Raw genomic sequence first — 13,795 nt, forward strand, 5'->3', positions numbered from 1 at the left:
ACTGCCCTGCGCGACACGCATGGAAACATAAGGACAACGCCCGGCAGGAGCCACGCGCCTACGATCTGGAATTCCCGATGCGCGCCGCCCGCGCGCCAGGAGTCCGGATGCGCGTACTGCACTCGCTCAGAGCCCGTGTCGCCGCCAGCCTGGCAGGCATAGGCTCTCTGATTGCCGCCGCCAGCGTCGCGCTGTACGGCGCCTACGGCAAGCTCAACCGCGCGTCCGAACCCTTGTACAGCGCCGATGCCCCGATCCAGACCGGACAATGGCAGGTGGTGCCGCGCCGGGCCTGGACCGCCTCCAGCCCCAAGGTCTACGGCGTGCCCGTCAAGCCCGGCGCCACGGCGCTGGTAGTCGAGGCCGATCTCACCAATCGCACCGCCGAATCGAGCGCCGACTATCTGGGACTGTTGCGCTGGAATGCGCCGCTCGGACCCGCTGCCGGAAAACCCATGGTGGTGGGCCTGCGCGACACGCAGCAAATGCCTTACCTGCAACCCGGCCTGCCCGAGCGCATGGCCTTTGTCTGGATACTGCCGCCGTCAGCCGCGGCTCCCGCGCGCACCGCCCTTGCCGTGCAGAGCAAGATCTACAAGCCCGTGGACAATCTGTACGGCGCGCCCGGTTGGTTCAATCCCGCCAACGTCGGCCGGATCGAATTGCCCGTAACGCCCGACGGCAAGCCCGAGGCCGCGCCATGAGCGCGCGCCTGGGCACGCTGCTGCTGGTGCTGGCCGCGGCGCTGGCCTTGTATGCCATGCAGCGCAGCACGCCCCGCTACATGGCGCTGACCGGTCCCATCACTGTCCGCGGCGCCATGGGGCAGACGGTGAGCGCCAGGCAGTTCGACGTCACCGTGGAGCGCGTGCAGTTCGCGCAGCAATTGAACTACCGCAGCCTGAGCGCGCCGCAAACGCGCGGGACCGGCGGTGTATGGGCCATCGTCTGGCTGCGTCTGGCGGCCCGGAACACCTCGGCCACCGTCGGCGAAGCCGCCTGGCTCGGACCCGACGGCCTGGCCTACCGCCACACGGACCGCCTCGCGCTCGCGCGCAATCAACCGCCCCATGCCGTGGAACCGGGCCTGCCGCGCACCGTGCGGCTGGTGTTCGAGATCCGCCCGGACCAGGCGCGCGGCGCTACGCTGCTGCTGTCCGCGCGCTATGGCCCGCGCCTGGACTCGCAGGCGCGCATCGCGCTGGACGACGTGCCGCTGGATGCCTCCGGCCGGCCCGTCGCCGCCGCCAACTACGACCTCGAACAAGAGGCCGTCCCATGAATGACCCGGCCATGAACGAACGCCGCTGGCGCCGCCGCAGCCTGTGGCTGCTGCCTCCCTTGCTGCTGCTGACCTTGTACTGGAGCGGCCACGACAGCGTGGCTCGCTGGCTCGACGGCCGCGAACTGCAGCCGCGCGAGGTCGCGGCCGGCACCCAGGCGCTGCTGGGTGGCGCGCAGTGGCAATTGCAGCAATTCGCCGTGCTGGAACCGCCGGCCGGCCGCGGCTGGCAACCCGGTTCCCGCGCCGCGCTGGCAGCCTTCTCCGTGCAGGTGCAATCCACCGATCTGCCCACGCGCTGGCGCGGCTGCCGCATCGCGCTGCACGATGCGCAGGGGCGTACCTGGCTGCCCGCCATCGCGCCGGCGCTGCGCCTGCCCCGCGGTACGGCGCGCGGCTGCGTGGCCGCCGCCCACAGCGGCGCCGCGTCGGGCGCCAAGGTGGAAATCATGGAAGCCTTCATGGTGCCCGCCGACGCGGCCGCGCCCTGGTCTATCACCGTATCTATCGATGCCGAGAGGCCTGCTTACCTGCGCTTTGCGCCGCCGGACCCGCCCGGCTGAATCAGGCTGCCGGCGCAGGCGCCGGACTGCGCATCTTCCACGGCGCGTAGGCGCATTCCAGCACGGCGGCGAGAAAGCAGATGCGCAAAGGCTCGATCAACAGACCCGTGGACGAATCGCGAAACGGGCTGCCGAACAGCAGCGAAACGCCGTGCGCCAGCACCTGCCAGGTATCCAGGTCATGCGGGCCGATCAGGCGCGTCGCGCCGTACCACAGCCATGCGGCGCCCCAATCGATCAGCCGATAGCCCACGATGAGCGTCACCAGCAGCAGCGCGCTGCTGTGAAAGGCCAGGCGCACGCCGCTGGCCAAAGGCAGGTAGCGCTTGCGGTAGCCGGCCACGAAATGCTCGACGAAATCGCGCAGAAAGCGCGGCACCGCGCGGTAGCGATCGCCCAGCCGTTGCAGCCGTTCATAGCGCCGCAGGTCGGCATCGTCGCGCACGTCGTAGCCATAGACCAACGCGGCCATCACCAGCCATATCACCGGCAGCAAGGCATAGAAGAACAGGCTGACCAGCGCCACGCCCACGCCGCGCCCTTGCGCCTCGACCGGCGTCATGCCCGCCGCCCAGGCATTCGTAATGGGCGTCAGCATATTCATCAGGGACTGCAGCAGCGCCTCCAGCCCGCGCCGGTCGGCCAGCCATTGCCAGGCCTGGTCCTTCCAGCGGCTGATGACGTACAGGCCGATCAGGATCCAATTGGTCTCGCACAGCACCACCAGCCATTGCCAGCGGCCTTTGCCCGTGCGGTCGCGCGCCATCACCGCCGCCTTGCGCACCAGCCAGGAAATCGCCACCGAGACCAGCAGCCAGCGCGAATCCAGGGCGTCCAGCACATTGCCGTGCTCGCCCAGCGGATCCAGCCCATAGGCCAGGCGCGAGTACTGCCGCACGATGTCGCCGAGAAACCCCCAGGCGGCGTAATAGGCGAAGAACGGTAGCAAGGCCACGGTCAACGCCCGCCCCAGCCGCCCGTCCGTACTGGCGGACGCGGTGTCGCCAGCGCGCGCGGTGTCGCCAGCGCGCGCCGCCGCTTGCGCGTCGCGCAAGGCCGGGAGGCCGGGCAGCAGCACCAGAAACATCGCCACCGTGGTGACCAGCTGTGCCAAGGCAACCAGCGTAAGTACCGCCAGGCCGGCCAGATGATTGGCAAAGCCCGTCTGCGCCGCCACCCACAGCAGCACATCGCGGGCCAGCGTGCCTGCCAGCACCAGCGCCATCAATTGCGGCCAGAACCGCAGCCACAGCCGGCCAGTCAGCGCCCATGGCGCGAGTACGGACTCGAGCATGCCTACACCCTGCAGTGCGCGGATTGAAGCGGTCGATATTAATGCCGCGCCGGCGCGAGGAATGTTACCGCTCGCCACGATTGCGCACAGGGTGTCAATATACGGGCATGAGCACACTGACCTTCCGCCCCGCCACCGCCGACGACGTCCCGGCCTGCGTGACGATCCGCGGCCAAACCAGAGAGAACGCGTTTTCCGTCGAAGAACTGCGCGCATTGGGCATCACCGTGGACAGCTGGGCCGCCGGCGTCCTTGCGGGAGACCTTCCCGGCTTTGTCGCCTGCGCGGACGGCCGGGTGACAGGCTACTGCTACGGCGACCGCGACACCGGCGAAATCGTGGTCCTGGCCCTGCTGCCCGAAAGCGAGAACCAGGGCGCGGGCAAGACGCTGCTGCAGCTGATGGTCCGGCATCTGGCAAGCCTGGGGCACCAACGCCTGTTCCTGGCATGCGCCAGCGATCCCGCCGTGCGTTCCCACGGCTTCTACCGCCACCTGGGCTGGACGCCCACGGGAGAACGGGATGAAGCCGGCGACGACATACTGGAACTGTCGATCAGATAATCTCCAGCCGCCATCCGTCGCTGCCCGCAAGCAGGCGATGCGTCAGGCCCAGGCTGTCCATGAACGCGTCGTCATGAGACACCACGACCAAGGCGCCCCGGTACGCGCGCAGCATTGCCTCCAACGCCTGCATCGACGGCAGATCCAGGTGGTTGCTGGGCTCGTCCAGCAACAGCAGTTGCGCGGGCGGGTCCGCATACAGCGCGCAGGCCAGTGCGGCCTTCAGCCGTTCTCCTCCGCTGAGCGCGGCACTGGGTACGGCAATCTTGCGCGCGTCCAGGCCAAGCTGGGCAAGGCGCGTGCGCAAGTCAGCTTCCGACGCGCCGCGATTGGCCGCCTGCAACTGCTCCAGCACCGGGCGCTGCGGCGCCAGCGTGGCCAGTCCCTGATCCAGATACACGGCCTCTACCGCGACCCGGCATGTCCCGCCCGATGCCTGAAGCTGCCCAGCCAATACTTTGAGCAAGGTCGACTTGCCGCAACCGTTCGGGCCGACCACTCCCACCCGCTGCTGTCCGCCCAGCATCAGGTCGATGCGGCGCGTGGCGGCCGGGACAAAGGGCAGTTCCACCCCATCCAGCTCAGCGATGCGCCTCTGCGCAGGCATGGCAGTTGGCGGCGCATGCAGCACGATGGCGTCCTGGTCCTCGACCTGTTCGGCCGCCTCGCGCACACGCAATGTGAGCTGCTCACTTGCCGCCGCATGCTGGCGGCGCAGCTTGCCCGCGGAGGTTTCGCTGCGCGCCTTCTGCCGGTCCAGCAGAATCTTGGCCTGATTGGCTTCGCGCCCCTGCCGGTTGCCGCGCGCCTGCCGCCGCTCCTGGCGCTCGCGCTGCTCGCGCAGGGATTGTTCCTCGCGCTGGCGTTCATGCTTGCGCTGCTCCAGCAGCGACAGCGCGTTGCGCCGCTCCTCTTCCTTGCGCTCGGCATAGAAGCTGTAGCCGCCCCCGTACCCACGCAGCCCCAACGTCGACAATTCCACGATGCGCTGCATCGCTTCGAGCAGTTGCCGGTCATGGCTGATCGCCAGCAAGCCGCGCGGCCAGCGTTGCAGTTGCTCGATCAACGCCAGCCGGTTTGGCCTGTCCAGATGATTGGTGGGTTCATCCAGGATCAGAAAGTCGGCCTCCGACAGCAAGGCGCCGATCAGGGCGACGCGCATGGCTTCGCCGCCGCTGAGCGTGGCGGCCGGCGTCGCGGCGTCGAGATGGCCCAGGCCGCAGCGCTCCAGTTCCTGCTGCAATGCCAGGCGCACGTCCCAGCGATCGCCGAGAATGTCGAAGTCCTCGGCGGCGGCGCTGCCTGCTTCGATGCGTCCCAGCGCATCGAGCCTGGCCTGCACGCCCGCCAGCGCCGCGACGGTCCCGGCTACGCGCGGGGCGGCCTGCTGGGCCAGATAATGCACGCTGCCCGAACGCACGCAGCGGCCGGAGGCCGGCGGCAACTGGCCGGCAAGAATGCCGGCCAGCACGCTCTTGCCCACGCCATTGCGGCCCACCAGCCCGGTAGGCCGCAGGTCGAACTGTTCGTTGAGACCGGAGAAAAGCGTCCTGCCGTCCGGCAGAACATAGGACACGCCTTCCAGCGCGAGATAGGGATTCGTCATGTGCGGTTCCAAGGATGCCAAGAACTCCCCCTGCTCTTTGGGGGTGGGTGGAGACTGGCCGTCGTGCAGACGGCGGCATCAATGACGCATGGCGAATGACTCCTGGTGGGGTGATTGATCCGACATTGTAATGGCGATTACCGCCTGACCTGGGCGTCCTGCTCGATCGTGGCAAGCAGGACGCGCCTGAGCGCGCTGGTCAGGTGGCTGCGCGCCTCGTTCTCGAACAGTCCGACGGTCCGTTGCGCGGACGGGTCATCGAAATAGGTCACGCGTAGGCGCGGATCTTCCTCCCAGTGCGCCGCCCGCGTGAGCGGCACGATGGTCACGCCGACATCCTGGTGGACCAGTTCGACCATGGTCCGCAGTGAATTGATTTCCAGGAAATCGCCGAACTTGAGATGGTTCCTGCGGATGAAGGCATCGATCAGCGCCCCCGTATGCGTATCGCGCGAAGGCCGCAGGAACAGGCGCCGCGCCATCAGGCTGGCAATGTCCGCCTTGCCCGCCGCCTGGCGGTTGGCGATGAACACGAAGGGTTCCGTGTAGAGCGGGGTCCATTGCGTGCCGGAAGGCAGTTTGTGGGCATTCTTGACCGCCAGGGCCGCGTCCAGTTCCCCTGCCCGCACCCGCAGCGACAGGTCGCCGGAAAAACTGATCACGGGCTGCACGTTCAGCTTGGGATGCGAGTCCCGCAAGGTCAATACGGCGCGCGCCAGGAACGCCATAGAGGTGCCCACCGATCCCACATCGATGGAACCCACCAGCTCGTCGCCGCCGGGGCCGTCGCGCAGATCGTCGTACACCGCCAGCAGTTGCTCCGCGCGCGGCAGCAGGCGGTGTCCGCCTTCGCTCAGGGACACGATCTTGCCGCTGCGGTCGAACAGGCTGACGCCCAGGTCGTCTTCCAGCGCGCGCATCTGCAGGCTGACCGCCGCGGGCGTCAGCGACACCCGTTCCGACGCGGCGGCGAACGAGCCGCTGCGGGCCACGGCAACAAAGGTGCGAAAGAAGCGGATCGAACTCATGTGACGGGCGCCCTATCGGTAAGAAGAACTTTATATACCACAAAGTAATTTTAGTTTTACTTCTTTATGACAGGACGTCAAAGTTACGCCATCCCGCAGCCGAGCCGGCATACGCGGTCCCGTCAACCGTATCGTCACCATCGCGCCGCGCCGCCGGCGCCGGGACGTGAGCTACGAGCCCCCTATGCTTCGCTTCGCACTCTCGCGCATCGGAATGGCCATACCGACACTGCTGATCGTGTCCGTCGCCGTTTTCGTGCTGATCCGCTTGATCCCCGGCGATCCGGCCCAGCTGCTGCTGGGCGACCTTGCCGACCCCGCCAGCCTGGAAGAACTGCGCCAGCGCATGGGCCTGGACCAATCCTGGCCCGCCCAGTTCGCCTTGTGGTTCGGCAATCTGCTGCATGGCGACCTGGGGAAATCCATTACCACCGGCCAGGCGGTGCTGGCCCTGGTGTGGGACCGCTTCCTGGTCAGCGCTCCCATCGTGCTGGCCGCCGTGGCCGCCGCCGCCCTGGTCGCGGTGCCGGCGGGCATCATCGCCGCCTGGCGCCAGAACCGCGCCGCCGACATCGCGCTGGTCGGCATGGCCACGCTGCTGGTGTCCATTCCCACCTTCTGGCTGGGCCTGCTGCTGTTGCTGCTGCTGGGGCTGAAGCTGGAATGGCTGCCGGTCGTGGGCTACGTGTCGGTGTCGGAGGACGCGGTCGCGGGCCTGCTGTACCTGGCCATGCCCATCCTGACCCTATTCCTGCATGAGATCGGCGTGCTGATGCGCATGGCGCGCGCCAGCGCCCTGGAAGTCCTGCGCCTGGATTACGTAACCCACGCCCGCGCCAAGGGCCTGAGCGAACGCGCGGTGCTGACCCATCACGTATTCAAGAACTCCTTCGGCCCCACCTGGACCCTGATCGGCCTGGTGCTCGGCAATCTGCTGGGCGGCATCGCCGTGGTGGAAACCGTGTTCACGATACCCGGCCTGGGCCGTCTCCTGGTCGATTCCATCTTCGCCCGCGACTACCCGGTGATCCAGGGTTGCCTGCTGTTCGTCGCGGTCATCTATGTGCTGGTCAACCTCTTCGTCGACCTGCTCTATCCCGCCTTCGATCCCCGCGTTGGAGCCGAGTAAACCGCCATGCAACTGACCGCCATCAATCCCATCAAGCCCCGGCGCCGCCGCCTGCCCGCCAATGCGGCCATAGGCGGAGTCATCATCGCGATCGTCGTGGGCGCCGCCCTGCTCGGCGCGGTGTGGACCCCGCGCGACCCGCTGGGCATCAGCTTCGCGTCGCGGCTCAAGCCGCCTGGCGCCCAGTTCTGGCTGGGCACCGACGAATTCGGCCGCGACGTGCTCAGCCGCCTGATGGTCGGCGCCTCGACCAGCGTCTGGATCAGCCTGCTGACCGTCTCGTTCTCCGTCGTGCTGGGTACCGCCATCGGCGTGCTGACCGGTTTTGTGCGGGGCTGGACCGACCGCATCATCATGGCCTTCAACAACGCCCTGCTGGCCTTTCCCGGCCTGCTGCTGGCACTGGGCCTGCTGGCGGTGGTGGGCGCCAACAAGTACGGCATCATCCTGGCGCTGGGCCTGGCTTACACGCCTTCGGTGACGCGGATCGTGCGCGGCACGGTGCTGTCGCTGCGCGAGAAGGAATTCATCGAATCCTCGCGCGTGCTGGGCAACTCCGAGCTCTACACCATGTTCCGCCACGTGCTGCCGAATTGCGTGGCGCCGCTGACGGTGCTGGCCACGTCCATGTTCGGCTGGGTGATCCTGGCGGAAAGCGCCCTGTCCTTCCTGGGCCTGGGCGTGCCGCCGCCCGCGCCGACCTGGGGCAACATGCTGGCCTCGGCCCGTCCGTTCATGGCGCAGGCTACGTATCTGAGCATCTTCCCCGGCATCTGCATTTCGCTCACGCTGCTGGGCATCAACCTGCTGGGCGACGCCGTGCGCGACCGCCTGGATCCGCGCATGCGCACGGGTGAATGACATGACGAACAAGAACATGGACACCGGCGCGACGCTGGCAGAGGTCAACGGCCTGACGCTGACGGTGGGCGCGGGCGGCAGGGAAATCGTCAAGCGGGTCAGCTTCTCCATCAAGCCCGGGGAACTGGTCGGCATCGTGGGCGAATCGGGCAGCGGCAAGACCCAGGCGGCGCGCGCCTTGCTGGGCCTGACGCCCCCGCCGCTGGTGCGCGCGGCGGGCTCGATCACGTTCGAAGGCAAGTCGCTGACGGATGCCAGCCCCGCCGCCTTGCGCAAGCTGCGCGGGGCGCGCATCGGCATGGTGTTCCAGGAGCCGATGACCTCGCTCAATCCCTCCATGAAGATCGGCCGCCAGCTCGACGAAGGGCTGGCGCTGCACCGCAAGGACCTGTCCGCCGCCGCGCGCAAACAGCTGATACTGGCCATGCTGGCGCGGGTCGGCCTGCGCGACCCGGCCGCCGCGCTGGACGCCTGGCCCCATGAATTCTCAGGCGGCATGCGCCAGCGCATGATGCTGGCCGCCGTGATGCTGCTGGAATCGGCCCTGCTGGTGGCGGACGAACCCACCACCGCGCTGGACGCGGTGGTGCAGCGCGACGTGCTGGAACTGATGCTGGAACTGACCCGCGCCCGCAACACGGCCGTGCTGATGATCAGCCACGACCTGCCCATGGTGGCCAAGTACACCGAGCGCATGATCGTGATGCGCCACGGCGAAATCGTGGAAACCGGCACCACGCAGCAGATCCTGGACCGCCCCGCGCATCCGTATACGCGGCAATTGCTGGCGGCCATGCCCATGCGCGGCCCTGCACGCCCCATTCCGCCCGAGGCGCCCATCGTCGACGTGCGCCAGCTGCTGGTGGACTACGCAGGCCGTCAGCGGCTGTTCGGCCGCACCCAGGCCAAACGCGCCCTGCACGGCATAGACCTGCAGATCCGGCCGCGTGAGGTGGTGGCGGTGGTCGGCGGATCCGGCTCCGGCAAGACCACGCTGGGCCGGGCCATTGCGGGCTTGCTTGCCCCCACGGACGGCGGCATCTACTTCCGCGGCAAGCCCATTGCGCAAACGGGCGCCGCCTGGAACGACTATCGCCTGAACTGCCAGATGGTGTTCCAGGATCCCTACTCCTCCTTGAACCCCCGCATGACGGTCGGTGAACTCACGGCCGAAGGCCTGCGCCAGGTGGACGGCATGACGGCGGCGCAGAAGGCCGAGCGCGTCCAATCCGTGCTGACCGAGGTGGGGCTGGGCCCGGAGTACGCCCGGCGCTACCCGCACGAACTGTCGGGCGGCCAGCGCCAGCGCGTCGCCATCGCCCGCGCCATCGTGCGCCGCCCCGCCTTCGTGATCGCCGACGAGCCGGTCTCGGCCCTGGACGTCACGGTGCGCGCGCAGGTGCTCAAGCTGTTTGCCGAATTGCAGCAGCGCCACGGCTTTTCCTGTCTGTTCATCAGCCACGACCTGGGCGTGGTCGAGCAGGTGGCGGACCGCGTGGTTGTGATGCAGGACGGCCAGATCGTCGAACAAGGCCTGCGCGACCAGATCTTCGACGCGCCCCAGCATCCCTACACGCGTAAGCTGCTGTCGGCCATTCCCGTCCTGGAAGCCAACGACACCGGCGGCGTGCGCCTGAAGTGGCGGTTCGATCAATGATGTCCACGGCTCCGCACGCACAGGAACAGACATGACGGCAGCAGCGTTCTTCCCTCTGGTTGAAGTGTCCGGCGCGCCCTACGAGCGCGGACTTCAGCATGGACGCCTGGCAGGCGGGCGCGTGCGGCGCAGCGCCGACATCTACGCCCGTGCGTTGCAGCAGTTCCGGTACTCGCCCGCCGACCTGCAACGGCTCATCGCGCGCTTCTCGCGCGCCGTCGAGGACTTCGAACCCGACTACCTGGAAGAGATGCGCGGCATCGCCGAAGGCGCCGGCGTTTCGTTCGAAGACGTGCTGATGATCAACGCCCGCACCGAAATCGTCGCCCAGGCCCGCCGCGCACATCTGGCCGCCGGCGCCGCGCCGCAAAGCGACGAATGCACGGGCGCCGCCATCCTGCCGGAACGCAGCGCCAACGGCAATTTCCTGCAGGGCCAGAACTGGGACAACCGCCAGGATTGCGCCGACACCATCATCATCCTGCGCGTGCTGCGCGACGACGGCCCCGACGTGCTGACGTTCGTCGAAGCCGGCGGCCTGGCGCGCTATGGCATGAACTCCGCTGGACTGACCCTGAACGGCAACGGCATGTCCTCCAGCCGCGACTACCTGCAGGACGGCGTGCCTCTGCCGCTGGTACGCCGCAAGGCGCTGGAACAGGAACATTACGCCCTGGCCCTGCAGGTCGTCACCGGCACACCCAAGGCCTGCTCATGCAACCTGATCCTGGGCACCCAACTGGGCCTGGCGCTGAGCCTGGAATGCGCGCCCGACGAGACCTTCCTGGTCTATCCCGAGGACGGCCTGCTGGTCCACGCCAACCACTGGACCAGTGCCGTCGCGCTCGGCAAGCTGCAGGAGACAGGCATCGCCAGTTCGCCGGAAAGCCTGTACCGCGATCAGCGCGTGCGCCAGAGCCTGTCCGCCGCGGGCCGCAAGCTCGGCGTGCAGGATCTCAAGACCGCTTTCGCCGACACCCACGCCACCCCGTTTTCCGTCTGCCGGCCGGGGCGTGTCAGCGCCCAGGGCTATGCGTCCTGCACCACCGCCACGCTGATCATGGAACCCGCCGCCGGCGTGCTGGAAGTGGCGCGCCTGCCTTGGCAGGGCGCCGCCTACGCCCGCTACGGGGTGGCACGCGGATCGTCCCCTTCCTATTGAACGTCTTCCAGCTGCAAACCGCTCACAACAAGGATCCATCATGAAACGACCTCTGTATGCGTACACCGCCCTGGCCGCCCTCCTGACGGCCGCCGCGCCTGCCCTGGGCGCCACCGTGCTGCGTGCCCACCAGGACGCGGACATCCGCAGCAGCGATCCGGGCGTCAACCGCGACGCCAATACCGATGGGGTAATCCTGCATGTCGTCGAAGGCCTGGTCGGCTACGACGCCAAGGGTCAGCCCGCTCCCCTGCTGGCGGAGAAAATCGACGTCTCCGAAGACGGCAAGACCTACACGTTTCATCTGCGGCAGGGCGTGACCTTCCACAATGGCGCGCCTATGACCGCCGACGACGTGGTCTGGAGCTGGAACCGCTACATGGATCCCAAGACCGGCTGGCGCTGCCTGACGGACTTCGATGGCCGCATCGGCCTGAAGGTGGAAGGCGCCGCCGCCACCGATCCCGCCACCGTCGTGTTCAAGCTGGACCGGGCCGCGCCGCTGTTCCTTGATTCGCTGGCGCGCAGCGACTGCGGCATGACCGCCATCACCCACCGCGACTCGGTCAAGCCCGACGGCACCTGGGACAAGCCCATAGGCACCGGCCCCTTCCGCTTCGCCGAGTGGCGCCGCCGCGAATACGTCAGCCTGACGCGCTTCGAGAACTACGCCAACCGGCCGGGCAAGCCCGACGGCTACGTGGGCTCCAAGCGTCCCCTGGTCGACGAAGTGCGCTTTGTCGTGATCTCCGACCCGGCGACGGCAAAAACCGCCCTGGCCAGCGGCGCCATCGACGTAATGTCCAAGGTGCCATATTCCGAGGTCGCGGAACTAGCGGAAAACAAGGCCATCAGCACGAACGTGTCGCCCCAGCTGGCGCCTTCCACGCTGACGATCCAGACCCGCGACAAGCTGCTCTCCAATCCCTATCTACGCCAGGCCATCGCCGCGGCACTGAACTACAAGGAACTGGTCGCAGGCGTGACCTACGGCCTGGCCGAACCCAACAACTCGCTCGTGCCCGTGGCGTCGCCCTACTATGGGGAAGCCGAAAAGAAAGGCTATGTCTACGATCTGGCGCGCGCCAAGGCGCTGCTCGCCAAGGCCGGCTACAAGGGCGAGAAGATCGTCATTTCGACCAACAAGCGCAATCTGCCGAACTATGACGCGGCGGTGATCACCCAGGCCATGCTGCAGCAGGCCGGCATCAACGCCGACATTGAAGTGCTGGAATGGGGCGCCCAACAGGACAAGTGGCAGAAGGGCAACTACCAGATGATGTCGTTCTCGTACTCCAGCCGCATGGATCCCGCTCTGAGCTTTGAAGCCGTCACTGGCGACAAGGCCAGCCAGCCGCGCAAGCTGTGGGACGATCCCGGCGCCCGCGCGCTGCTGGAAAAAGCCACCAACGCCACGGCGCCGGCCGAGCGCCAAGCCCTGCTGGACCAGCTGCACCGCCTGATGCTGGAGCAGGTCCCGATCATCCCCTTGTTCAACACGCTGAGCACGGGCGCATACCGCAAGAACGTCCAGGGTTTCGAATCGTCGATCTTCGGCGCGCCGCTGCTCTGGGAAGTCTCGAAGACCGAATAGGAACGCCGCCATGAATCAAACCCTGTACCTGCTGGGCGACATCAACCTCAAGGGCGTGCCAGACGCCAGCGGCCTGTTCGATCACGTCCGCCAGCCGCTGCGTGTAGCGGACCTGGTGTTCGCCAACCTGGAATGCTGCCTGTACGACCTGCCCGAACACGCCCAGGAGCGGCGCGGCTTCTATACCTCGCCGAGGCACGCGCAGGCCCTGCGCGAAGCCGGCCTGCAGGCGGTCGGCAATGCCAACAACGTCAACATCGGCCACGAGGCGGTGCTGTCCACGCTGGCCGCCTTGCGGGGCGCTTCCCTGCCCAGCGTCGGCGCGGGCGCCAATGCCAGCGAGGCCCGCGCCCCGCTGATCGTAGTCAGGGACGGCGTGCGCTACGGCTTCCTGCAGCGCACCGCCGTGTACTGGCCGGACAATCATGAGGCCAGCGCCCACCATGCCGGCGTCGCCATCATCCGCGCGCATACCGCCTACCGGCCGCGGCTGGAAATGCAGGCGGCGCGCACGCGCCCCGGCGTGCCGCCCGAAGTGCTGACCTGGGCCGACCCGGAGTCGCTTGCGCAGTTCCGCGCCGACGTGGCGGCGCTGCGGCAACAGGCGGACATCGTCATCGCCTCGCTGCACTGGGGCTACCGGCGCGAAGTGCTGCAGTACCAGCGCGAGTACGCGCATGCGGCCGTCGAAGCCGGCGCCGACATCGTGCTGGGACACGGTCCGCACATGATCCTGCCGATCGAACTGCATCGCGGCAAGCCCATCCTCTATGGCAGCGGCAACTTTTCCTTCCAGGTTGCCCACCAGGCTGACGCGCATACCGAATGGACCGGCATGACGGTCCGCGTCGACATCCGCGACAAGCGCCCCGCCGCCATGCAGTTCCGTTTCGTGCAGCGCAACAGCGCCAACCAGACCGTGTTCGTGCCCGCGTCCGAAGTGGCGCAAGAACGCGACCTGCTGATGCGCGCGTCCGCCGCGCTGGGCGCCGACCTGCATATCAGCGCCGACGGCCTGCAACTGGACCTGGCCGGCCCCGCCGCCTCCTGAACCTC

Annotated in this window: 13 protein-coding genes; 10 read left to right on the forward strand and 3 right to left on the reverse strand. The window is 67.8% G+C overall.

The genetic code is table 11. The features are described from left to right. Positions 1-107 precede the first annotated feature (107 nt). Genes AXYL_RS18310 through AXYL_RS18320 form a run of 3 tightly spaced genes read left to right on the forward strand, consistent with a single transcriptional unit; the run spans position 108 to position 1,845 of the window. Positions 108-704: a hypothetical protein gene (locus tag AXYL_RS18310; RefSeq protein ID WP_013394325.1), complete on the forward strand. Its 597-nt coding sequence runs from the start codon at positions 108-110 to the stop codon at positions 702-704. Beyond that, on the forward strand, positions 701-1,282 hold the full coding sequence (locus tag AXYL_RS18315; RefSeq protein ID WP_013394326.1) for a hypothetical protein: 582 nt from the start codon (positions 701-703) through the stop codon (positions 1,280-1,282). The genes AXYL_RS18310 and AXYL_RS18315 overlap by 4 nt, the downstream gene beginning before the upstream one ends. Next, positions 1,279-1,845 carry a hypothetical protein gene (locus AXYL_RS18320; protein WP_013394327.1) on the forward strand — a complete coding sequence of 189 codons (567 nt, stop codon included), beginning with the start codon at positions 1,279-1,281 and terminating at the stop codon, positions 1,843-1,845. The genes AXYL_RS18315 and AXYL_RS18320 overlap by 4 nt, the downstream gene beginning before the upstream one ends. A 1-nt stretch (position 1,846) precedes the next feature. Here AXYL_RS18320 and AXYL_RS18325 read toward each other — a convergent pair whose 3' ends face one another. Beyond that, positions 1,847-3,139: a hypothetical protein gene (locus tag AXYL_RS18325; RefSeq protein ID WP_013394328.1), complete on the reverse strand. Its 1,293-nt coding sequence runs from the start codon at positions 3,137-3,139 to the stop codon at positions 1,847-1,849. Between the two features lie 107 nt (positions 3,140-3,246). Between AXYL_RS18325 and AXYL_RS18330 the strand changes: the two genes are divergently transcribed. Further along, positions 3,247-3,702: a GNAT family N-acetyltransferase gene (locus AXYL_RS18330; protein WP_013394329.1), complete on the forward strand. Its 456-nt coding sequence runs from the start codon at positions 3,247-3,249 to the stop codon at positions 3,700-3,702. On the opposite strand, the gene AXYL_RS18335 is transcribed toward AXYL_RS18330, so the two are convergent. Both AXYL_RS18335 and AXYL_RS18340 read right to left on the reverse strand, forming a co-directional pair. Further along, positions 3,695-5,308 carry an ATP-binding cassette domain-containing protein gene (locus AXYL_RS18335; protein WP_013394330.1) on the reverse strand — a complete coding sequence of 538 codons (1,614 nt, stop codon included), beginning with the start codon at positions 5,306-5,308 and terminating at the stop codon, positions 3,695-3,697. The genes AXYL_RS18330 and AXYL_RS18335 overlap by 8 nt on opposite strands. Before the next feature lie 137 nt (positions 5,309-5,445). Then, positions 5,446-6,336 (reverse strand): LysR family transcriptional regulator, encoded by an 891-nt coding sequence (locus tag AXYL_RS18340; protein WP_013394331.1) that lies wholly within the window; start codon positions 6,334-6,336, stop codon positions 5,446-5,448. A 184-nt stretch (positions 6,337-6,520) separates the two neighbouring features. Between AXYL_RS18340 and AXYL_RS18345 the strand changes: the two genes are divergently transcribed. The 6 genes from AXYL_RS18345 to AXYL_RS18370 are packed head-to-tail and all read left to right on the forward strand — an operon-like array spanning position 6,521 to position 13,790. Beyond that, positions 6,521-7,465 carry an ABC transporter permease gene (locus AXYL_RS18345; protein ID WP_013394332.1) on the forward strand — a complete coding sequence of 315 codons (945 nt, stop codon included), beginning with the start codon at positions 6,521-6,523 and terminating at the stop codon, positions 7,463-7,465. A 6-nt stretch (positions 7,466-7,471) separates the two neighbouring features. Then, positions 7,472-8,326, forward strand: a complete 855-nt coding sequence (locus AXYL_RS18350; protein ID WP_013394333.1) for an ABC transporter permease — start codon at positions 7,472-7,474, stop codon at positions 8,324-8,326. A gap of 1 nt (position 8,327) precedes the next feature. After that, complete coding sequence (locus AXYL_RS18355; protein ID WP_013394334.1) at positions 8,328-9,983, forward strand: ABC transporter ATP-binding protein; 1,656 nt, start codon at positions 8,328-8,330, stop codon at positions 9,981-9,983. A gap of 31 nt (positions 9,984-10,014) precedes the next feature. Next, positions 10,015-11,145 carry a C45 family autoproteolytic acyltransferase/hydolase gene (locus AXYL_RS18360; RefSeq protein ID WP_013394335.1) on the forward strand — a complete coding sequence of 377 codons (1,131 nt, stop codon included), beginning with the start codon at positions 10,015-10,017 and terminating at the stop codon, positions 11,143-11,145. A 40-nt stretch (positions 11,146-11,185) separates the two neighbouring features. Next, a complete protein-coding gene (locus AXYL_RS18365) occupies positions 11,186-12,739 on the forward strand; it encodes an ABC transporter substrate-binding protein (protein ID WP_013394336.1) in 1,554 nt (517 codons plus the stop codon). A gap of 10 nt (positions 12,740-12,749) precedes the next feature. Continuing rightward, positions 12,750-13,790: a CapA family protein gene (locus AXYL_RS18370; RefSeq protein ID WP_013394337.1), complete on the forward strand. Its 1,041-nt coding sequence runs from the start codon at positions 12,750-12,752 to the stop codon at positions 13,788-13,790. Positions 13,791-13,795: the final 5 nt, after the last annotated feature.

Source organism: Achromobacter xylosoxidans A8, assembly GCF_000165835.1.
In the GTDB taxonomy this organism is placed as follows: domain Bacteria; phylum Pseudomonadota; class Gammaproteobacteria; order Burkholderiales; family Burkholderiaceae_B; genus Achromobacter; species Achromobacter xylosoxidans_B.

What these genes read in the sequence shown, in the direction of transcription:
- AXYL_RS18335 (WP_013394330.1), bottom strand. Translation starts at nt 5,308, where the DNA reads ATGACGAATCCCTATCTCGCGCTGGAAGGCGTGTCCTATGTTCTGCCG.
- AXYL_RS18330 (WP_013394329.1), top strand. Translation starts at nt 3,247, where the DNA reads ATGAGCACACTGACCTTCCGCCCCGCCACCGCCGACGACGTCCCGGCC.
- AXYL_RS18355 (WP_013394334.1), top strand. Translation starts at nt 8,328, where the DNA reads ATGACGAACAAGAACATGGACACCGGCGCGACGCTGGCAGAGGTCAAC.
- AXYL_RS18365 (WP_013394336.1), top strand. Translation starts at nt 11,186, where the DNA reads ATGAAACGACCTCTGTATGCGTACACCGCCCTGGCCGCCCTCCTGACG.
- AXYL_RS18340 (WP_013394331.1), bottom strand. Translation starts at nt 6,336, where the DNA reads ATGAGTTCGATCCGCTTCTTTCGCACCTTTGTTGCCGTGGCCCGCAGC.
- AXYL_RS18315 (WP_013394326.1), top strand. Translation starts at nt 701, where the DNA reads ATGAGCGCGCGCCTGGGCACGCTGCTGCTGGTGCTGGCCGCGGCGCTG.
- AXYL_RS18360 (WP_013394335.1), top strand. Translation starts at nt 10,015, where the DNA reads ATGACGGCAGCAGCGTTCTTCCCTCTGGTTGAAGTGTCCGGCGCGCCC.
- AXYL_RS18350 (WP_013394333.1), top strand. Translation starts at nt 7,472, where the DNA reads ATGCAACTGACCGCCATCAATCCCATCAAGCCCCGGCGCCGCCGCCTG.
- AXYL_RS18320 (WP_013394327.1), top strand. Translation starts at nt 1,279, where the DNA reads ATGAATGACCCGGCCATGAACGAACGCCGCTGGCGCCGCCGCAGCCTG.
- AXYL_RS18370 (WP_013394337.1), top strand. Translation starts at nt 12,750, where the DNA reads ATGAATCAAACCCTGTACCTGCTGGGCGACATCAACCTCAAGGGCGTG.
- AXYL_RS18325 (WP_013394328.1), bottom strand. Translation starts at nt 3,139, where the DNA reads ATGCTCGAGTCCGTACTCGCGCCATGGGCGCTGACTGGCCGGCTGTGG.
- AXYL_RS18345 (WP_013394332.1), top strand. Translation starts at nt 6,521, where the DNA reads ATGCTTCGCTTCGCACTCTCGCGCATCGGAATGGCCATACCGACACTG.
- AXYL_RS18310 (WP_013394325.1), top strand. Translation starts at nt 108, where the DNA reads ATGCGCGTACTGCACTCGCTCAGAGCCCGTGTCGCCGCCAGCCTGGCA.